Source organism: Tenacibaculum aiptasiae, assembly GCF_965221665.1.
In the GTDB taxonomy this organism is placed as follows: domain Bacteria; phylum Bacteroidota; class Bacteroidia; order Flavobacteriales; family Flavobacteriaceae; genus Polaribacter; species Polaribacter aiptasiae.
On record NZ_CBDCSN010000003.1, the window covers coordinates 1213788 to 1234774 of the forward strand.

Here is a 20987-nt window from a genome sequence, read left to right on the forward strand (position 1 = left end):
TTCAAAAAAAATAGACATCATTAATTATGATGTCTATTTTAAACCTTTAATAAAAGTAATACTATTCTTTATTTATCAAGCTTTTATAAATAATTCCTGCTACAATAGCTCCTCCAATTGGTGCTACCCAAAATAACCAAGATTGAATTAAATATTCTCCTCCGACAAACAATGCTTGGCTCATAGAGCGTGCTGGATTTACCGATGTATTTGTTATTGGAATACTTATTAAATGAATTAAAGTAAGACCTAAACCAATAGCTACAGGAGCAAAACCTTTTGGAGCTTTCTCACTAGTACTTCCTAAAATGATTAACAAGAAAAACATTGTTAATACAAACTCTGCTACAAAAGCAGCTATTATATTATAACCCCCAGGAGATAATGCACCATAGCCATTGGCTGCAAAACTTCCTATTGATTCAAAACCTTCTTTATTAGAAACTATTAAAAACAAAAAGCTAGCCGTTAAAATAGCTCCCAATAATTGAGAGGCTATGTAAGGAACTAATTCTTTTGAAGAAAATTTTCCTCCAGCCCATAAACCCAATGATACTGCCGGGTTAAAATGTCCTCCAGAAATATGTCCCACAGCGTAAGCCATGGTTAAAACTGTTAAACCAAAAGCTAATGCTACTCCTAAAAACCCTATCCCTAAGTCTGGAAAATTTGCAGCAAAAATCGCACTCCCACAACCTCCAAAAACTAACCAAAATGTTCCGAAAAATTCAGCAAAATATTTTTTCATATGATTGTATAATAAATTAATTGATTACTAATTAGGACACTTAAAAAAATAAAAGTCACAACCTTATAAACTGCACAATAATCCATTTATATAATCTAGGAAGTTTGTATCTTTGCTGCACTAAAATTTTTCAAGAAATGAAATTAGTTTTCGTAACAATTGGATTATTAGCGCTTGCATTTGCAGGAATTGCTATTAAAATTTGGGCTAAAAAAGATGGTGAATTTGCTGGAACTTGTGCTAGCCAAAATCCTGTATTAAATCAGAGTGGTGAATCTTGTGGTTTTTGCGGTAAGACACCAGACCAATTCGATTCTTGTAGTGAACCACAACACACAAACTAAATTTATTTTATTTATATGATCTTTACTGTAGTTTTCTACATTTTTGTAGCAGTTACGATTATACAAATAATTTATTTTTTAAGTTTTTCCGTTTTTGCTTTTAAAAAAGAAAAAAAAGCAATCTCTAAAAATATTCCTATCTCAGTTATCATTTGTGTTAAAAACAAAGCAAATGAGTTAGCAGATTATATTCGAGAGTTTTCTAAACAAAATTATACTGATTTTGAAATTGTTTTAATAAACAATGCTTCTTCTGATGATACACTTGATGTTATGGAAAACCTTCAAGAGAAATATTCTAATATCAAAATTGTAAATGTTGTAAATACTGAAGCTTTTTGGGGAAATCGTAAATACGCTTTAACCTTAGGTATAAAAGCTGCAACTCATGAACATTTATTATTTACAGACATTTCTTGCAAACCAGATTCAGCCTATTGGATTGAGGAAATGAGTTCTAATTTCTCTCAAGAAAAATCAATTATTTTAGGTTATCAAAAAATAAAACCTAAAAAATTATCTTTCTCAAACCTACTTATTAGGTTCGATAATATTTTTAATCATATTTTATCTTTCTCTTTTGCTAAACTTGGAAATCCTTTTAGCGCTAATATTAAAAACTTAGGATATACTAAAAGTGAGTTTTTTAAAGTAAATGGCTTCATTAAACACATGGATAGTTTTTTAGGCGAAGATGATTTATTTATAAAAGATGCTGCTAATAATAAAAACACAGCTATTTCTATAACTGAAAATAGTCTTGTAACTTCTAACTCTTATATTTCTTTTAAAGATTGGTTTACACAAAAAAGGAAACTATCTATTATATTTCCTTTATATAAGTTTAAACATCGTTTTTTATTAAACCTTTTCAACTTTACGAAAGTTATTTTTTTCCCTTTAGCTGTTTATGTACTTATCTTAAAATGGAAAATAGCTTTACCAATTGTTTTATTCTACTATTTTATACAGTTTTTAATTATTGGGAAATCAGCTTTTAAACTTTATGATAAAAAAATTCTTTTCTTGTTACCCATACTTGACATTTGTTTAGTATCATTACAAATCATTATATTTATAACAAATACAATTTCTAAACCTACACATTGGAAGTAAATAAAGAAAAAGTTCTTCACCACATTCAGCTTGCTAAGAAAGGAAACCAAATTTCTTTTAATTTCCTATTAGACACTTTCTGGGGAAATGTATACAACTATCAATTATCAAAAATTAAAAATGATAATGATGCTGAAGATATTACCATTCAAACTTTCTCTAAAGCTTTTGATAAAATTGACACCTTTAATGAAGAATATCAATTCAAAACTTGGTTAATTACTATTTCCAAGAATGTACATATTGATTTTCTACGTAAAAAAAAGTCAACAATTTCAATTGACACTTCTAAAGAACAAGAAGAAGCTGCTTTTCAAGTAGTTGACGATGCTCCTTCTCCTGAAGATAAAATTATTACGGAGCAAAATTTAGCTAAACTTTTAAAGGATATAAAAAAGCTAAAACCGAAATACCAAGAAATAATTAATTTACGTTTTTTTCAAGAGTTAAGCTATAAAGAAATCTCAGAAAAAATAGGAGAACCAATGAATAACGTAAAGGTTAAATTATTGAGAGCTAAAAAATTATTAGCAGAAATAATAAAGAAATCTTAAATTGCCCAAACTTTAGCAATTAAAAAACTAAAGAATTGTATAATTTATTATACAGTATCAATTAATTTAACATTTTCTTTCATTTCCCTTTATGAAAAAATCTTTTTTAAATTTACTTGGTCCTGGTTTGTTATTTGCTGGTGCTGCAATAGGAGTTTCTCACTTGGTACAATCTACAAGAGCTGGTGCCGATTTTGGTTTTGGTTTACTTTGGGCTTTATTAATCGTTAATATTTTTAAATATCCTTTTTTTCAATTTGGACCTCGTTACGCTTCTGCTACTGGTGAAACTTTGTTAGATGGCTATAAAAAACTAGGTAAATATGTTTTAGTTAGCTATTATATTTTAAATTTTACTACCATGTTTACCATTCAAGCTGCAGTAACAATTGTAACTGCAAGTTTAGCTTCTAACATCTTTGGCTTTACCAATGATTTAGTAATATGGTCGATTATAATAATGTTTATTAGTGTAATCATTTTAGGTATTGGAAAGTATAAACTACTTGATAATTTAATGAAATACATTATCTTAACATTGACCATAAGTACTATTTTAGCTGTAAACATTGCTTTATTTAGTACTCAAAAAGGATTTAGTTTTCAACAAATTGTACCTAGTGGCACTGCTCAAATAACTTTTTTAATAGCTTTTTTAGGCTGGATGCCTGCCCCTTTAGATATTTCTATTTGGCATTCAATATGGTCGGTTGAAAAAAGTAAAACTACTTTCGAAAAAATAAAACCCAAACATGCTATCTTCGATTTTAACGTTGGTTACATTGGAACCTTCTTTTTAGGTGTTTGTTTTGTAATGTTAGGAGCATTAGTTATGTATAGATCTGGTGAATCTTTTTCTAGTAAGGGAACTGTATTTGCTTCACAACTAATTAATTTATACACAAAAAACTTAGGTGATTTCTCTTACTTATTCATTGGTATAGCTGCTTTTACAACCATGTTTAGCACTACGTTAACCACACTAGATGCTTCACCTAGAGCTATGAGTAAAACTTCTACCTTAATTTTTAATAAAAAAACAAAGGCTTCTTACTGGTTCTGGATGTTATTTTTAGCTATTGGTACTTTTCTTATTCTAAAATATTTTTTATCTGATATGGGGTTTTTGGTTAAAATAGCTACGATATTATCTTTCTTAACAGCTCCATTCTATGCTATTTTAAACTATATATTAATTACCGGTGAACATACTCCTGAGAAGTATAGACCTGGTTTAGGTTTACGTATTTTAAGTATTACTGGTATTGTATTTTTAATCGCATTTAGTATTTGGTTTTTACTCAATTTATAATTCTTTTCTTTGTAAATTTGCAGTTCAATTTTTTTATAAAATGGAAAACAAATCTGTAGTATTACCTGAAAGAACAAAAAAACCAAAATGGTTACGCGTAAAGTTACCTGTTGGTAAAAAATATACAGAACTTAGAGGTTTAGTAGATAAATACAAATTAAACACTATTTGTACTAGTGGTAGTTGTCCTAACATGGGAGAATGTTGGGGAGAAGGAACTGCTACTTTTATGATTTTAGGAAATATTTGTACTCGTTCTTGTGGTTTTTGTGGTGTAAAAACCGGTAGACCAGAAACTGTTGAATGGGACGAGCCTGAAAAAGTTGCTCGCTCAATTAAATTAATGAGTATTAAGCATGCTGTATTAACTTCGGTAGATAGAGATGACTTAAAAGATGGGGGATCTATCATTTGGGCTGAAACAGTAAATGCTGTTAGAAGAGCAAATCCTAATACTACTTTAGAAACCTTAATACCAGATTTTCAAGGAAATGAAAAATTACTTGATAGAATTATAGAGGTAGCTCCTGAGGTAGTTTCTCACAATATGGAAACTGTTCGTAGATTAACTCGTGAAGTTCGTATACAAGCTAAATATGATAGAAGCTTAGCTGTTTTAAAATATTTGAAAGATAACGGCATGCGTACTAAATCCGGAATTATGCTAGGTTTAGGAGAAACTGAAGAGGAAGTTATTCAAACAATGAAAGATTTACGTGGTGTTGGGTTAGATATTATTACTATTGGTCAATACTTACAACCAAGTAAAAAACACCTACCTGTTAAGCAATTTATCACTCCTGATCAGTTTAAAAAATACGAAACCTTAGGTTTAGAAATGGGCTTTATGTATGTAGAAAGTGGTGCTTTAGTTCGATCTTCTTACAAAGCACACAAGCATGCTAGTTAATTAAAACATCAATTTATTAATAAATTGTTAAAATTAACAGTTTGCTTATACATTTGTTAACACAAAGACTATATATCGTTAAAAAATTGTGAATTCTTAAAAAAGAGATTCAAAAACATATAAGTAATTCGTAATTTTGGCACAGAATTTGAAAGCAATAATTCGTAGACAAGTAACATTGTTTTCATTGTGTAAATTATTTGAATTAGTTGATTAACAAAAGCCCACTCATATGAGTGGGCTTTTGAATTTTATCACATAAAAATTTATTATTTTTGGTTATAACCTTATTTAATATGTTTTTAAAAAAGATCTTATTCTGCAGTATTATTTTTTTCATCTTATCATGCAAAAATACCTCAACAAAAAATGATACTAAAAAACATAAATACACTAATAGTTTAATTCACGAAACAAGCCCGTACTTATTACAACATGCGCACAACCCTGTAAACTGGTATCCTTGGAATGAAAAAACATTAGAACTTGCTAAAAAAGAAAACAAACTTTTATTAATTTCCATAGGATACTCTTCTTGTCATTGGTGTCATGTTATGGAAAAAGAATCTTTTGAAAATGAAGAAGTTGCTAAATTAATGAACGACAATTTTATCAATGTAAAAATTGACAGAGAAGAACGTCCTGATATTGATAAAGTCTACATGACTGCTGTACAGCTTATGACTGGAAGTGGCGGATGGCCCTTAAACTGTATAGCTCTACCTAATGGGAAACCTGTTTTTGGCGGAACTTACTTCCCAAAAGATCAATGGATTAATGTTCTTAACCAAATTTCTTCTCTATACACAAAAGAACCACAAGAACTAATTAATTACGCTGAAAAACTAACAGAAGGCATTAAAGAAAATTCTTTAATTTCTATCAATAACAAAGAGCAAGATTTCAACAAATCTTATATAAAAAATTCTTTAGACAACTGGATCAAGCACTTCGATAATTCTTTTGGTGGCATTGATAGTTCTCCTAAATTTCCAATGCCTGTTAATTATGAGTTTCTATTACAATATTCATATCTAACAAAAAACAAAGAACTTTTATCTCATGTTAATACTACTCTAACTAAAATGGCTTTAGGTGGTATTTTTGATCAAAGTGAAGGTGGCTTCTCTAGATACTCCACTGATAAAAAATGGCACATTCCTCATTTTGAAAAAATGCTCTATGACAATGGTCAGCTAGTTAGTCTATATTCTAATGCTTATACAGCTACACAAAAGCCTCTTTACAAGGAAACCGTATATCGGACATTAAACTTCATAGAAAAAGAATTGATGGATAAAAGTGGTGGTTTTTATTCATCTCTAGATGCAGATAGTAGCAACGAACATAATAAACTTGAAGAAGGAGCTTATTATGTATGGACTAAAAACGAACTTACTTCAATTATTCCTAAAGATGATTTTGATTTATTTTCAAATTATTTTGGAGTCAACTCATATGGATTATGGGAAGAAGAAAAATATCATTTAATAAGGGAATTTTCCAATGAAGAGTTTTCTAAAAAATACAATATACCATTAGACAAACTAAACAAAAAAGTAGAGCAATGGCGTTCATTATTAACAAAACATAGAAACAAAAAAAATAAACCTAGATTAGATGACAAAATCCTTACTTCTTGGAATGCTTTAACTTTAAAAGGTTATGTTGATGCTTACAAAGCTTTTGATGATTCTCATTTTTTAAATATTGCTCTAAGAAATGCTAATTTTATTAAAGAAAATTTAATTAAACAAAATGGTGAAGTTTTCAGAAATTATAAAAATGGTAAAACAAGTATTAATGCTTATTTAGAAGATTATACCACCCTAATTAACGCCTATTTAAGCTTATATCAAGTTACATTCGATTCTCAATGGCTATCACTATCAAAGAAGCTTACTGACTATGTTTTTGATCATTTTTACGATGAAAAAAGTAATTTCTTTTATTATACTTCTAACCTGGAAAAAGAGTTAATTACTAAAAAAATTGAAACTGACGATAATGTTATTGCTTCCTCTAATTCAATCATGGCTAAGAACTTATTTTTATTAAGTCATTTTTATGAAAATGAAGAGTACTTAAAAGTTAGCAAGCGAATGCTACACAACATTAGTCCAGAAATGAATAACTTCCCTTCTTCTCATGCAAATTGGCTTTCTCTATATTTAAATTATACCTACCCTTTTTATGAAGTTGCTATCTCAGGAAATAAAGCTCTTGAAAAATCTACTTTATTGAATAAAGTTTATTTACCAAATAAGTTAGTTGCTGGTAGCCTTAAAGAAAGTAATTTACCTTTATTAAAAAACAGGTTTTCTTCTAAAGAAACATACATATACGTTTGTATTAATAAAGCTTGTAAATTACCTACTAGTGATGTAAAAAAGGCAATAAATCAATTGAAAAATTAAATAACATTAAATATCTGACACCACATTCAAACACATCCTAACTATATGATATGGAGTTTTCCACATAGCTACTTTATGTTCTGATCTTTCTCCATTCTCTGTTATTTTTGAATGCCATTCTCCATTATCATTATCAATAAAATTACCTTTCACAAAGCACCATACTTTATTCAAGCTAATTAAATACTCTTCTTTTTTAGTTTCTTTATATAAAGTATAAAAAGCAAGCATAGCCTCTGTTTGTACCCACCAATTCAATTCAACATCTAATTCTTTAGAAGCTATATTTTTCCCTGTTAACACTGCTCCATCAAACGTTACTGCTTCATTTAGAAAATTAGCAATACTATGCTTCATTTTTTCAACAATAATTTCTTCATATTGTTTATAACCAAGAGACCTCACTATATCTAGCAACATCCATGGAACCTCTGCATTGTGTCCAAAAGAAATTGTTTCACTTATATCAACCCACTGTTTATCAAATTTTAAAACTAAACACTTCTCGTTTTTCCAAAATTTATTTACAATAGTTTCTAATAAATATATTATTCTTTTTCCTAATTCATCATTTTCATACACTTTATACAAAGCACTATAACCTTCTAACAAATGCAAATAAGTCCCTAACTTCTTAATCTTATCTTGAACTCCTTCTTTAAACTCTTCATTCAAATAACTTCCATCAGAAGACTTCAACTCTTTCTCTACAAACTCAAACAAATTTATCGCCCAAGTTTTTACTTCTTCTTTTTTAGATAATTTATAATATTCTGACAATCCTAAAATAGTATATGCCTGAGCTATTGTATTTTTTGTTGTATCAATTGGTTCTCCGTTGTAATTAAGTTCCCAATATACAGCTGATGTTTCTTTATCTTTAAAGAAGTACTTTAAATATTGATAAGCTCTATTAGCAAACGTTTCATTATCTTTTATAACCTCTTGATTACAAACTACTGAAAAACTCCACAAAGTTCTAGCGTTCAATATAATTCCCTTTGGTGCTTTTGGCACTACATTTCCCTTACTATCAACTCCACCCAAAAAACCTCCTTCTAAATTATCTATAGTATTCCTTCTCCAATAATCTAATACATTTTGTAATTCTTTTCTTATTTCAACCTGAAGCTTTCTTTTAATAGAACTATCTACAACTTCTACCATCTGTTTATGAATTCCTTTGTTCATTTAACACCTGCTCAACTTCTTTCATTTTTTTAGTTGTTAATGGATAAAAAAGTAAAGCCACTACAGCTAACAACACAAACAATGCTGGAACTAAACTCATATTTAATTTTATCCCTTCAAGCATTTCCGCAGTTTTAACAGCTACATCCCCTTCATAATTATACATATTTAAAATAGCTAAAGTTATTGCTCCAGCTACCCCTCCTCCAAATTTCATTGCAAATGTACCTGCCGAGTAAATTAAACCTGTAGCTCTTCTTCTATTTTTATATTCTGAATAATCGGCTGAATCACCCAACATAGCAAAGAAAAGTATAGGCATTAATCCTGCTCCAAACTCTGAAATTATACCAAATAAAAATATACTCCCCACTTGGTTAGGCTCTAACCAATAGATAGCTCCTGCAGTAATTGACGAAAGTAAGATACTTAAAATAAAAAGTCTCTTTTTCCCTATTCTTTTTGATAAATACGGAGCAAACAATGTAGAAATCATAGATATTACCAACAATGAAAGTAAGTATAACCCAGCTAATCCATTTTCTCCTCCCCATCTCGAAAGACTTCCAAAAAAATTTGTTTCATCTTGTACATAATGTGTAAAATAATACATTGTTGCACTTTGTTTTATTACATTATATGTTACAAAAACAAAACCTAAAAACAATAAAATTAACCATGCTTTATTAGTTATTAAATCTTTATAATCTTGCTTCACATTCGATTCACTATTTATAATCGGTACTCGTTCTCTTGTAGTTAAAAACGTAATTACTGAGAAAATAGCCAATATAAACGCTAACACATACATAGTATATTGATAACCTAAGTTTTTATTTCCTTCTCCTAAAAAATCTACCAATGAAATAACACCAATTGTAGCTATTACTCCTCCCAAGTACGCACCAAAGAAACGATACGATGATAAAACTGTTCTTTCTTTTATATTAGAAGTCATAACCCCCATTAAAGCTGAATATGGAACATTATTAGCCGTGTACATTAAAGTATAAAAAATAGATGTTGCATATGCCCAAATTAGCTTTCCTGACAAACTTAAATCTGGTGTTGTAAACTGTAATATTAAAGCTACTCCAAATGGTAATGCTGTCCATATTAACCAGGGTCTAAACTTCCCCCATTTTGTTTTAGTTCTATCTGCAATATTTCCCATTATTAAATCAGTAACTCCATCTCCTAAACGAATTACAAATAATAACATAGCTACAGCTGCCGTACCCAAACCGAAAACATCGGTGTAAAAAATAGGTAAAAAGGGACCTATGGTTCGCCATGCAATATTAGCTGCTGTATCCCCTAAAGCATATCCTATTTTTTCCTTTGTTGATAATTTATTTTCGGTTGACATATATTTTGTTTTATCTATTTTTTGTTGTTTCTCTAAGTTCTATACTCGTATTTATAACCTTTGTTATTCTTTCTACTGGAGCTTTCCCTTCTATTCTTTCAATAATCATACGAACAGCATTTTTCCCTATCTCTTCAGAATGCTGTGTTACCGTTGATAATTTTGGATTACAAAAAGGCAATACATTTTGGTCTGAAAAACCTATTATTGAAATATCATTTGGAAATTTATATCCAAAATCTTTTGCCTTATTTATCGCTATCACTCCTAATGTATTATCAATAGCTAAAATTCCATCTACTCCATCATACTCTTCAAATACTTTACTCACTTGTTCTTCTAAATCAACAGTAATATCTATATTTACTATTATTGGTTTTTCTTTATACGTCTTACTTTCTGTAATTGCTTTTAGGTAACCATCTGTTCTAAGCTTTCCAACATTTAAACCTTCAAGCGTACTTAGCAAAGCTATTTTTCTTCTTCCTTCTTTTAATAATTGATTTGTTGCTTTATAAGCCGCTCCAAAATCATCAATAATTACCTTATCACAATTTACATTCTCTATCATCCTATCGAACATCACAATTGGTAATTGTTGCCTTAAAATAGCCTTAAAATGCTCTACTTCATCCTTTCTTTGCGTTTCTTCTGCTACCGAAATAATGTAACCATCCACGCTTCCATTAGCCAAAAGTTCTATATTCTTTTTTTCATTTTTATATAATTCATTTGATATACAAGTAATAATACTATACCCTAATTTTGAAGCCTCTTTTTCAATTCCATGTAAAGACTTTGCAAAAAAATGATTTAGAATATCTGGAATAATAACACCTATAGTTTTTGTCTTACTTTTTTTCAAGCTTAACGCTGCTTTATTAGGCTTGTAATTATATTCCTTAGCTAATTTTTGTACTTTTTCAATTGTCGCTTGACTAATTTCATAACTATTATTTAATGCTTTTGATACTGTAGATACAGAAATATTTAGCTCTTTGGCTATATCTTTAAGTGTTATCATTTTTTTCTATAAAACTAATGAAATTAAACTGACTATTGTAAACAACAAACTATGACTATTGATAATCTATTCTTAATTTATAAAGTAAAATTCTATAACTAACTATTACTCATAGATAAACTCCAACTTTTCTTTTGAAGCTGAACTTGCTCCTATCCAAACATTGAATTCACCCTTCTCAACTCCATATTCTAATTGGTTGTTATAATATTTTAAATCTTGGAGTTTTATTGTAAAACTTACCTTTTTCTTTTCATGAGGTTTTAAACTTATTCTTTTATACCCTTTTAATTCTTTTACTGGTCTTGTAATACTCCCTACTACATCTTGAATATACAACTGAACCAAATCACTCCCCATTCTCTTTCCTATGTTAGTAATATCAACTGAAGCGATTATATTTCCATTATCTGTTAATTTATTTGTTGATAATGTTAAGTTTGAATACTTAAATGCTGTATATCCCAATCCAAAACCAAAAGGATATTCAGGTTCATAACCGGCATCTAAATAATGAGAAGTATTCCCTAAAGAGCTTTGCCATGCACCAATTGGTATACTATCTATATGTACAAACTCTTTAGCACTTGCTGGTCTCCCTGTATTTTTATGATTGTAATATAATGGTAATTGGCCAGCCATTTTTGGCCACGTTATTGGCAATCTTCCTTTTGGTTCTTCCTCTCCATAAATCATCTCATAAATAGCATCTCCTCCCATAGTTCCTGGATGCCATGTCATTAAAATACCATCAACTTTATTTTTTATGTTTTGTAAAGTTATTGGACGACCTGCCATAATTGTTAATATTATCGGTTTTTTAAGTTTTGATAACTCTTTTATTAACTCTTCTTGTGCTCCTGGTAAATTTATATTCGCTCTACTATGTGCCTCTCCTGATAATATTGCTTCTTCTCCTCCTATAAACAAAATAACATCTGCTTTTTTAGCTTTAGACATCACTTCTCTAAATTGTTTTTTACTTGTATCTCTACTATAAGCTAAACCTTCTATAAACTCAAAATTTGCGTTATGGTTTTTAAAAGACATTACCGGTGTTACAGTATAATTCTTATCTCCATCAAAAGTCCAAGTTCCTAATTGTTCCCTAGGTTTATCAGCCAAAGGCCCAACTATAAGTATTTTCGTATTTTTACCTAAAGGGAGAATATTGTTTTCATTTTTTAATAACACTGAACTTTTTATAGCTGCTTCTTTTGCTAACTCTAAGTGTTTAACATCGTAAAGTTTTCCTGTTTTATTCCTATACGGATTCTCAAACAACCCCATTCTTATTTTCACTCTTAAGATATCTGCTACCAATTTGTCTATTTGATTTATTGATAACTTTTTTTCCTTTAATAGTTCTTTTACATTATCCTCATAAGACTTACTTGTCATTTCCATATTCAATCCAGCATTAATAGCCTTTTCTGCTGCTTTCTTTTCATCTTCTGCGTAACCATGAGCTATCATTTCTGTAACCGAATTCCAATCGCTAACTACAAAACCATCAAATTTTAATTGTTTCCTTAAAATGTCTGACAATAATTCTTTATCCCCTGATGCTGGTACTCCATTTACTTCATTAAATGAAGTCATTACGGTTTGAGCTCCCGATTCAAAAGCTGATTGAAATGGTGGTAAATAAGTATTATATAATTGTTCTTTACTAATAATTGCTGTATTATAATCTCTACCTCCTATCGCTGCTCCATACCCTATAAAATGCTTTGCACATGCAATTAAACTTGTTGAGTCTGATAAACTATCTCCCTGAAACCCTTCTACATATGCTTTTGCCATTTGTTTTGCCAAATACGGGTCTTCTCCTGGCGATTCTGCTATTCTTCCCCATCTTGCATCTCTAGCTATATCTAACATTGGTGCAAAAGTCCATCTTACCCCAAATGTAGAAGCTTCTATTGCTGCTACTCTAGAAGAATTCTTAGTTACTTCTTCATCCCAAGACGCAGCTATCCCCAAAGGAATTGGAAAAATTGTTTTAAACCCATGAATTACATCTCTTGAAAAAATTAACGGTATTTTATTAGGACTTTCTTCTACAGCAATTCTTTGTAATTCATCTACATATTCTTTATTCATCACATTTAAAAAAGCTCCTATTTTTCCTTCTCTAACAGCTTTTTTCAATGACTCTGGCAATGTTCCTTTTACTCTACTAGAAGTTCCTCTAAGATTTAACTGCCCTATTTTTTCTTCTAATGTCATTTTAGACAAAAGTTCTTGTACTTTAGATTCTATCGGGTTATTTTCTTTTTCATCCTTTTCACAACCTATTACGAAAAACATTATAGTTCCTAATAAAAAAATAAATATTGCGCGCATATTGTTTTTACTTTATTTGTTCTACAACTAACTTTTCTTTATTATAAACTGGAGTTTTAAAATAGCTAGACCTCACCCCTTTTACACCTGGAATAGCTACAAACAAAGAGCCAGCTAATGGATATTTTTCTCTTTCTTCTTTTGTCATATCAACACTTGCAGTTGTTATATATAGTTTATCTAAGTTTTCTCCTCCAAACGCACAAGAAGTTACATTATGAGCTGGAACTTTTATTTTAGAAACCAATTTTCCTGTTTTAGGATTATATTGAGCTACTGCATTTCCATTCCACATTCCTACCCACAACATATCATTCTCATCTATAGTCATTCCATCTGGAAAACCATCTTTTTGATTAATCTTTACTACTATTCTTTCATTTGAAATTGTACTTGTTTTCAAATCAAAATCAAAAGCTCTAATATTTCCTGTTGGAGTGTCTATATAATACATTATATCTCCCTTTTTAGTCCATACAATTCCATTAGAAATTGTTATGTTTTCTAACATCGTTGTTGTTTTTCCTTGATTATCTACTTTATATAACTTACCACTAGACGTTGTTTGCTTTAAATTCATTGACCCTACCCATAAATTTCCACTTGGATCACATTTCCCATCGTTAAATCTATTTTCTTTAATTAAAGATTCAATACCTGACAGAAGAGATATTTCTTCAGTATTAATGTTCACTACATAAATCCCATCTTCCAAAGCTACCACTACTCTATCTCCTGTTTCTGAAGGAACAACTGTTCCAATTTTTGAAGGCATTGTTATTGTCCTATTCTTTTTATTCAATGGATTATATATGTGTAATCTCTTTTTTTCTATATCTACCCAAATGAAATTTTTCTTTTTATAATCCCAAAATGCACCTTCTCCTAATTTTGCAGGGGTTTGATATTCTAGAACTGCTTCAACTGAATAATTTTTCACCTTACATGCTTCTAAAACCATAATCCCCAACACTAACAATAGTATATTTATAAGTACCGCTATTTTTCTTTCTTTTAATCTATTCAACATCATTCTTAATGATTTTTATTTCAAAATAAATGTATAACTCCCTTTCCTGTTCTTTAAAAACAAGCAATTAAACAACAACATTTATTAAGTATATATTTATCTATGAGAAGTATAAAAATGTTCCTATCACAATAACACATATCAATATCCCCACTAACTTTACATGCTTCCAAGGTGTGATATCTACTTCTTTTGTGAATTCTTGGACATAATCTTTATCTCTAGGGTATAATTTACCTATTAATAACATTATTAGCACATTCAATACAAATAGTATTGCCATAACATGTAAAAAGTGAGGATAATTCTCCTCTCCAAATACATAAGGTTTTAAATAGAATTGACTAATTACATACAATACAACTCCTGATATTATGGCAACTTTTGCTGCTATAGCTGGTACTTTTTTAGTTAAATACCCAACAACAATTATTGTTAATATAGGTATACTATAACAACCATTTACTTCTTGTAAATAACCAAACAAACCATCTGGTGCATTAGCAATAAAAGGTGCTACAAACATTGATAATACCGCCAATACAACTCCGAATTTTTTACCTGCAAATACCACCTGTTTTTCACTTGCTTCTTTATTTATATATTCTTTATAAATATCTATTCCGAAAAGTGTTACCGAACTATTTAGCGCACTATTAAACGAACTTAATATTGCTCCAAACAATACAGCAGCAAAAAAACCTACAAATGATAATGGTAAAACCTTAGTTACTAACTTTGGATAAGCTTCATCTGGGTTTGTTAATGATTCTCCAAAAAGATGAAACGCTATAATCCCTGGCAATACTACTATGATTGGTCCTAAAATTTTAAAGAATGAAGCCAATAACAATCCTTTTTGACCTTCTTTTAAATTTTTTGCCCCTAGAGCTCTTTGTATAATAGCTTGATTAGTTCCCCAATAAAACAATTGCACCAACATCATACCAGTAAAAATAGTTGCAAATGGTATTGAAGAACCACTTCCTCCTATTGAATTTAATTTTTCTGTATGTGTAGTTGTTAAAATAGTTATTCCTTCTAAAAAGCTTCCTCCTCCAACTTCAATTAAACCAAAAACTGGAATCAACAAACCTCCTACTATAAGTCCAACTGCATTAATTGTATCTGATACTGCTACCGCTTTTAAACCTCCAAAAATTGCATAAATAGACCCAATTATTCCTATTGAAAATATACATATCCATAAAGCTATTTCTTTTGATACCCCCAATAAATCTGGCACATTAAACATTGTACTTATTGCCAACGATCCTGAGTATAATACTATAGGTAAAAAAACTACAACATAACCAGATAAGAACAATCCTGATGCTATCGATTTTGTGATTTTATCATACCGTCTTTCTAAAAAAGTTGGTACCGTTGTTAAACCTCCTTTTAAATACCTAGGCAACAAAAACACTGCTGTAATTACCATTGCTATTGCCGCCAAGGTTTCCCAAGCCATTACCAATATCCCTTCTTTAAAGGCTTGTCCATTTAAACCTACTAATTGCTCAGTAGATAAGTTTGTTAATAATAACGATCCTGCTATAACTGTAGCTGTTAAACTTCTTCCTCCTAAAAAATATCCTTCTGAAGATTGTTCATTTGTTTTTCTAGTTGCCAAATAAGCTATAACTGCTACTAAAACCGTAAATCCAATAAAGGAGATTATACTTAACATATTCTTTTAATTATTAATTTTTATAAACTGTAGGTAATCGTTATTTTTTACTGAAATGATATACTTTTGATTACCCACTGTAATCGGCACCAAATCCTTTACATCTCCTTCTGTAAAAAGTCCGCTATTTATTGTTGGAATTGATTTAAACTTCCCTTTTCCATTTCCTTCTAAAAACACTCCATAGCTTCCATCATTTCTTGGTGTTTCTACTTCTGAATTATATAAATTTCCCGCCACTATTACATCTAAATCCCCATCCTTATTAAAATCATTTACTATTATTTGATTAATACTTGAAAACTGAGCTTCGATTGGTAATTCATGTAAAATTAATTTACCTTCTTTATTTTCCAAATAGATACTTGCAAATGAACTTACTTGATAATGCAATGAGTTTTCTAAATTCTTACTTCCATAAACATCAACCAAAGTAGCTGTTGAAAATTCATTATAATTTTTAAACTTGCTTTTTAATGATGGAATTTGTTGGGACGAACATTGCTTTCCTCTAACCGGATACTGCTTTCCTTCATTATAGTAGCTCAATACAATATCGTTTTCATTATTTTTATCAAAGTCGTTTACATAAATATCAAATGTTTCTTTTTCTGTAGCTTTATATTTATAGTTTAAACCGTTATTTCCAACGATGTAATCCATATCTCCATCATTATCAAAATCTCCTTGATTTATACTCCACCACCAACCTGTGGTATTTTTAGTTAGTCCATATTTTTCTGAAACTTCTTCAAATTTTCCTTTATGATTTAAAAACATTTTTATTGGCATCCATTCTCCAACAATTATAATATCTTCCCATCCATCATTATTTATATCAGTAATAACTGCTGATGTTGCCATTCCTAAGTCCTTAAGTAACGGTATCTTTGAACTTGTTACATTATTGAATTTTATAGATTTTTCATCCGAAGCATTTTCTAATAAAGTACTTGATTCTGGTAACGGATACTTTCCTGGAACTTGCCTTCCTAAAACCAAAACATCTTGTTTACCATCTTTATTAAAATCTAATTTATAAGCTCTTGAACCACTATTTTGCAGTTGTGGTAATGCTTTTTTTTCTTTTTGAAAATTACCCTTTCCATCATTCACATATAATCTATCTTGTAGCATTGTTGATTTTTCTGCATATTCATATCCTCCACTAACCACATATAAATCCTGATCTCCATCATTATCTGCATCAAAAAATAACGCCCCTAAATCTTCTGATAACTTGTCTTTTGTTATTTCTAAATTTTGTTTTTCATAAAAGCCTTCTTTCTTTTGAATAAACAATTTCCCTTCGTTTCCAAAAGCGCCTCCTACAAAACAATCCTCTAAACCATCATTATTTACATCGGCTACTGCTACAGCTGGCCCTAAGGTTGACATTTTGTGTGGTAACAAAACTTGTTTATCAAAATCGTTTATATCATTTTCTACAGATTTATAGCCTATTAATTTGGAATTTTCATTTGAGAATATTTTCTTTTTTGCTAAAATTCTATCTTTTACTTTCTCCGCATTAGCATACTCTAAAACTATTGATTGATTCGTTTTTACTCCTTTAAGAATTTCCTCTTTTCCAATAGACCAAACTACTTTTAAACTATCTATTTTTTTAGTATCTCCTATACCGAAATGTAGTTTTGGTGCTATTGATGACTGAAAACCTCTTGTTAAAGTTAATTCTTGTTTTTGTACATTTTTTCCAACGTAAGTATAAACTTTAGCCCCAAATCCAAAAGGATTTTTTTGAGTTCCTTTAAAAGAAACACTTAAATAATTTTTATCACTTCCTTTGTTTTCAAATACACTTGCAACTTCATCAAGGTTATTGATAACCACATCTAAATCTCCATCATTATCAAGATCAGCATAAGTCCAACCATTTGAAAACCCTTTATGCTCTATTCCCCATTTTTTATTTACCCTTTCAAACTGAATTCCATTAACATTTTTAAACATAAAATTGTCAATTTTTTCAGAAGGAATCATTTTTGTTTTCTCTAACAATGAATACTTCTTATACTCTTCTCCATCTATTTTCTTAAAAAAATCTTTATTATTTACCTCTCTTCTTGTTCCATTAGTTATATACAAATCTTTAAAGCCATCATTATCAAAATCGGCAAACATAGGTCCCCAACTCCAATCTGTAGATGAAGTTCCTGAAATCCTAGATATGTTTGAGAATTTTGGAACATTATTTTCTACACTTCCAACATTTAATTGCAGGCAATTATGCATATATTGATAATGGAATCCATAAAGTACTGTTTCATAAAATAATCGAGGGTTCATACTTGCCATATTGGCTTTTTGTCGTCGATTATTATTCGATTCCATATCTACTTGAAATACGTCTAATAACTCATCATTATTGATATCAGCAATATCAATCCCCATCCCATAAAAAGAAGTTTGAGAAGTTGCTTCTTTTATCACCTCTTTAAATGTTCCATCTTGATTGTTTATGTATAAAAAATCTGGAATACTGTAATCGTTCGACACATATAAATCTTGCCAACCATCATTATTTAAATCTGCAGCTACGACTCCTAATGAAAAACTATAATTTTTCACTCCAGATATCTCAGTAACATCAGTAAAATAACCTCCATCATTTCTATATAACTTATCTGTTTCTTCATCTGAAACATTTTTCATTCTATGGTCATATATTGCATTTGAAGTAGTTGGATGAGCAATTGGATAATTTGCCACATATAAATCTAAATCTCCATCATTATCAAAATCAAAAAAAGTTGCTTGTACTGAATTCCCTAATGCATCAATTTGATATTCTTTTGCTTTTTCTGTGAATGTATTATCTCTGTTATTTATATACAATTCATTTCTCTTATCTCCATTTTTACCTGAAACTGAACAGTAAATATCTAAGTAACCATCTGCATTTACATCGGTCATTGTGACTCCTGTATACCATTTTGAACCGCCTTCTATTTTGGCTTTCCTTGAGATATCTTCAAAAGAAAAGTCACCCTTATTTAAGTATAATCTGTTTTTAACTTGGTTTCCTGTAAAGAATAAATCTACTAATCCATCATTATTTATATCACCAGCAGCAACACCTCCACCCATATAAATAGAGGTATATTTAAAGTAATTTAAAGAATCTGTTTCTGTTAAATTATTTTCAAAACGAATACCTGTTGTATTAGATTTTAACTCATTGAACAACAGATCGTTTTTTTTAGTACTTTTTTGATCAGTACACGCTACAAATAATATTACAATTATGATTAAAAAGGGAAATCTCATATACTTAAGTAAGACTTAATAAACTAGATAGTTAATTGCTTTTTTTTTAACAACTAACTACCTAGTTAAGTCAATAATAAAACAAAGTTTTTTTAATATCCTGGGTTTTGATCAGCACTCGTTAACTTAGAGTTCTTATCAATTTCTGTAATTGGTATTGGAAATAAATCGTTTTTAGGAGCATATCCTGTACCTACTAGTTCAGTTGCTGCTTTACCCCAACGTACTAAATCCCAAAAACGCTGACCTTCATGTGCTAACTCTAAAAACTTCTCGCTAACAATTGCTTCAAATAAATTGTTTCCAGATAAAGTTGGATCAACATCTGGAAGTCCAGCTCTTGTTCTCACTTTATTTAACTCCGTTCTTGCTTGTGCATCCTGTCCTGTTTTATTATAAGCTTCAGCTGCTAGTAATAAAACTTCTGCATAACGGAACAATCTAAAGTTTGTTGAATAATTCAATTCTTTTACTCCACCTGAACTAGTATCTTCAGATTTTGTACTATATTTTATTCTTATAGAGCCTTCATAATCCCAAACAGCACCTCCAGGAGCAGCCGATTGATCTACACTTCCTCCTGCTGCTATCAATTCAGCTTCAGTCATTAAAGTAGCCCCTTTTCTATCTGTATCTCCTGCTGCCGTAAAAGCATCTGCTAATTTTTTTGTTGGTAAATTAAATCCCCAACCATTTAATAAATTAACCGCTGCAACATCAAAAATACCATCTCCTCTAGGCCCCATTAACTGAATATGTAAGTTACTCTCGTTTCTTCCTCCCCAAGCTATATTTCCCCAATCTCTTCCCGTTGTTGAAACATATCCTATTTCTAATAAAGATTCTCTACCAAACTCTTTATCAATACTCCAAATATCATTTGGTGATGCTTCTAAATCGTGAGATGAATTTGAAATAACACTTTGAAAAAATGGTATTGCTTCCGAGTTTTTATCTTGAAAGACTAAAACTTTCCCCATTAAAGCTTCTGCTGCTCCTTTCGAAACTCTAAAAGAGTTTCCTAACGCAGATTTTTCTGGTAATGACGCTATTGCATCTGTTAAATCTGCTTCTATCTGAGTGTATATTTCTGCTCTTGTAGATTTACCAATTCCAAATTCTGCTGGTGTTGTTGGTACTGTTAAACGTAAAGGAATATCTCCAAACATTGTAGTTAACTCAAAATAACACCATGCCCTCATAAATTTAGCTTCTGCCAAAGCCCTATCCTTATTACTTAAGTTAGAATCTTTTACATTTTCAATCACTAAATTAGACAAGGCTATTGTTCTGTAAAACAAATCCCATACACTTGATATTGACGCATTTGAAGACGAAACATTTGTAAAATCATCTATATCTTGTAATTGTGGTTGATCTTGAGAATTACCTCCTGCTGCATTAGCATCATCTCCTGGTAATAATTTTACTAAAAAGGCACTATGCCAATCTCTTCCATAATTATATTGCATTAAATCATAGATACCTATCACTGCAGACTCAACATTTTCCTCCTTTAAAAAGAACGTTTCTAAGTCCTGTACATTTTGTGGAGGATTTACTGTAAAATCTTTATCACAAGCAAACACCCCTATTAAAAGTATTGCTATAACTGTTAAAAATTGTTTTTTCATAATTTATA

The 20987-nt window shown here is 30.0% G+C and carries 15 protein-coding genes; 6 read left to right on the plus strand and 9 right to left on the minus strand.

Translation table 11 applies throughout. The features are described 5' to 3' along the window. Positions 1-61 precede the first annotated feature (61 nt). Positions 62-748, minus strand: a complete 687-nt coding sequence (gene aqpZ / locus ACOQN8_RS17080; RefSeq protein ID WP_420553612.1) for an aquaporin Z — start codon at positions 746-748, stop codon at positions 62-64. 137 nt (positions 749-885) lie between these two features. Here aqpZ and ACOQN8_RS17085 point away from each other — a divergent pair, with 137 nt between their 5' ends. From ACOQN8_RS17085 to ACOQN8_RS17110, 6 genes are all read left to right on the plus strand, one after another. Then, positions 886-1092, plus strand: a complete 207-nt coding sequence (locus ACOQN8_RS17085) for a membrane or secreted protein (protein WP_150899655.1) — start codon at positions 886-888, stop codon at positions 1090-1092. A gap of 15 nt (positions 1093-1107) precedes the next feature. After that, the gene (locus ACOQN8_RS17090; RefSeq protein WP_420553613.1) at positions 1108-2208 is read left to right on the plus strand and encodes a glycosyltransferase; all 1101 of its coding nucleotides are present in this window, start codon (positions 1108-1110) and stop codon (positions 2206-2208) included. Next, the gene (locus tag ACOQN8_RS17095; RefSeq protein ID WP_150899657.1) at positions 2199-2762 is read left to right on the plus strand and encodes an RNA polymerase sigma factor; all 564 of its coding nucleotides are present in this window, start codon (positions 2199-2201) and stop codon (positions 2760-2762) included. Before ACOQN8_RS17090 ends, ACOQN8_RS17095 begins: the two co-directional genes overlap by 10 nt. A gap of 91 nt (positions 2763-2853) precedes the next feature. Beyond that, positions 2854-4074, plus strand: a complete 1221-nt coding sequence (locus tag ACOQN8_RS17100) for an Nramp family divalent metal transporter (protein ID WP_420553614.1) — start codon at positions 2854-2856, stop codon at positions 4072-4074. A 40-nt stretch (positions 4075-4114) separates the two neighbouring features. Then, positions 4115-4984, plus strand: a complete 870-nt coding sequence (lipA, locus tag ACOQN8_RS17105) for a lipoyl synthase (protein WP_235274689.1) — start codon at positions 4115-4117, stop codon at positions 4982-4984. Between the two features lie 296 nt (positions 4985-5280). Then, positions 5281-7401 carry a thioredoxin domain-containing protein gene (locus ACOQN8_RS17110; RefSeq protein WP_420553615.1) on the plus strand — a complete coding sequence of 707 codons (2121 nt, stop codon included), beginning with the start codon at positions 5281-5283 and terminating at the stop codon, positions 7399-7401. Positions 7402-7407: 6 nt separating this feature from the next. Here ACOQN8_RS17110 and ACOQN8_RS17115 read toward each other — a convergent pair whose 3' ends face one another. The 8 genes from ACOQN8_RS17115 to ACOQN8_RS17150 all read right to left on the minus strand — a co-directional run bounded on the left by ACOQN8_RS17115 (position 7408) and on the right by ACOQN8_RS17150 (position 20979). Further along, complete coding sequence (locus ACOQN8_RS17115; protein ID WP_420553616.1) at positions 7408-8592, minus strand: AGE family epimerase/isomerase; 1185 nt, start codon at positions 8590-8592, stop codon at positions 7408-7410. Further along, positions 8573-9961, minus strand: a complete 1389-nt coding sequence (locus ACOQN8_RS17120; RefSeq protein WP_420553617.1) for an MFS transporter — start codon at positions 9959-9961, stop codon at positions 8573-8575. Before ACOQN8_RS17120 ends, ACOQN8_RS17115 begins: the two co-directional genes overlap by 20 nt. 10 nt (positions 9962-9971) lie before the next feature. Continuing rightward, positions 9972-10985: a LacI family DNA-binding transcriptional regulator gene (locus tag ACOQN8_RS17125; protein WP_420553618.1), complete on the minus strand. Its 1014-nt coding sequence runs from the start codon at positions 10983-10985 to the stop codon at positions 9972-9974. Positions 10986-11090: 105 nt separating this feature from the next. Continuing rightward, positions 11091-13334, minus strand: coding sequence for a glycoside hydrolase family 3 N-terminal domain-containing protein (locus ACOQN8_RS17130; RefSeq protein ID WP_420553619.1), 2244 nt, complete (start codon positions 13332-13334; stop codon positions 11091-11093). 7 nt (positions 13335-13341) lie between these two features. Next, positions 13342-14367, minus strand: a complete 1026-nt coding sequence (locus ACOQN8_RS17135) for an SMP-30/gluconolactonase/LRE family protein (RefSeq protein ID WP_420553620.1) — start codon at positions 14365-14367, stop codon at positions 13342-13344. A gap of 97 nt (positions 14368-14464) precedes the next feature. Continuing rightward, the gene (locus ACOQN8_RS17140) at positions 14465-16054 is read right to left on the minus strand and encodes a solute:sodium symporter family transporter (protein WP_420553621.1); all 1590 of its coding nucleotides are present in this window, start codon (positions 16052-16054) and stop codon (positions 14465-14467) included. A gap of 6 nt (positions 16055-16060) precedes the next feature. Beyond that, the gene (locus ACOQN8_RS17145; protein WP_420553622.1) at positions 16061-19345 is read right to left on the minus strand and encodes a VCBS repeat-containing protein; all 3285 of its coding nucleotides are present in this window, start codon (positions 19343-19345) and stop codon (positions 16061-16063) included. Positions 19346-19437: 92 nt separating this feature from the next. Beyond that, positions 19438-20979: a RagB/SusD family nutrient uptake outer membrane protein gene (locus ACOQN8_RS17150; RefSeq protein WP_420553623.1), complete on the minus strand. Its 1542-nt coding sequence runs from the start codon at positions 20977-20979 to the stop codon at positions 19438-19440. Positions 20980-20987: the final 8 nt, after the last annotated feature.

Coding starts and splice junctions, on each gene's coding strand:
- lipA (WP_235274689.1), top strand. CDS start 4,115: ATGGAAAACAAATCTGTAGTATTACCTGAAAGAACAAAAAAACCAAAA.
- ACOQN8_RS17150 (WP_420553623.1), bottom strand. CDS start 20,979: ATGAAAAAACAATTTTTAACAGTTATAGCAATACTTTTAATAGGGGTG.
- ACOQN8_RS17140 (WP_420553621.1), bottom strand. CDS start 16,054: ATGTTAAGTATAATCTCCTTTATTGGATTTACGGTTTTAGTAGCAGTT.
- ACOQN8_RS17125 (WP_420553618.1), bottom strand. CDS start 10,985: ATGATAACACTTAAAGATATAGCCAAAGAGCTAAATATTTCTGTATCT.
- ACOQN8_RS17135 (WP_420553620.1), bottom strand. CDS start 14,367: ATGATGTTGAATAGATTAAAAGAAAGAAAAATAGCGGTACTTATAAAT.
- ACOQN8_RS17130 (WP_420553619.1), bottom strand. CDS start 13,334: ATGCGCGCAATATTTATTTTTTTATTAGGAACTATAATGTTTTTCGTA.
- ACOQN8_RS17115 (WP_420553616.1), bottom strand. CDS start 8,592: ATGAACAAAGGAATTCATAAACAGATGGTAGAAGTTGTAGATAGTTCT.
- ACOQN8_RS17120 (WP_420553617.1), bottom strand. CDS start 9,961: ATGTCAACCGAAAATAAATTATCAACAAAGGAAAAAATAGGATATGCT.
- ACOQN8_RS17085 (WP_150899655.1), top strand. CDS start 886: ATGAAATTAGTTTTCGTAACAATTGGATTATTAGCGCTTGCATTTGCA.
- ACOQN8_RS17110 (WP_420553615.1), top strand. CDS start 5,281: ATGTTTTTAAAAAAGATCTTATTCTGCAGTATTATTTTTTTCATCTTA.
- ACOQN8_RS17145 (WP_420553622.1), bottom strand. CDS start 19,345: ATGAGATTTCCCTTTTTAATCATAATTGTAATATTATTTGTAGCGTGT.
- ACOQN8_RS17090 (WP_420553613.1), top strand. CDS start 1,108: ATGATCTTTACTGTAGTTTTCTACATTTTTGTAGCAGTTACGATTATA.
- ACOQN8_RS17100 (WP_420553614.1), top strand. CDS start 2,854: ATGAAAAAATCTTTTTTAAATTTACTTGGTCCTGGTTTGTTATTTGCT.
- aqpZ (WP_420553612.1), bottom strand. CDS start 748: ATGAAAAAATATTTTGCTGAATTTTTCGGAACATTTTGGTTAGTTTTT.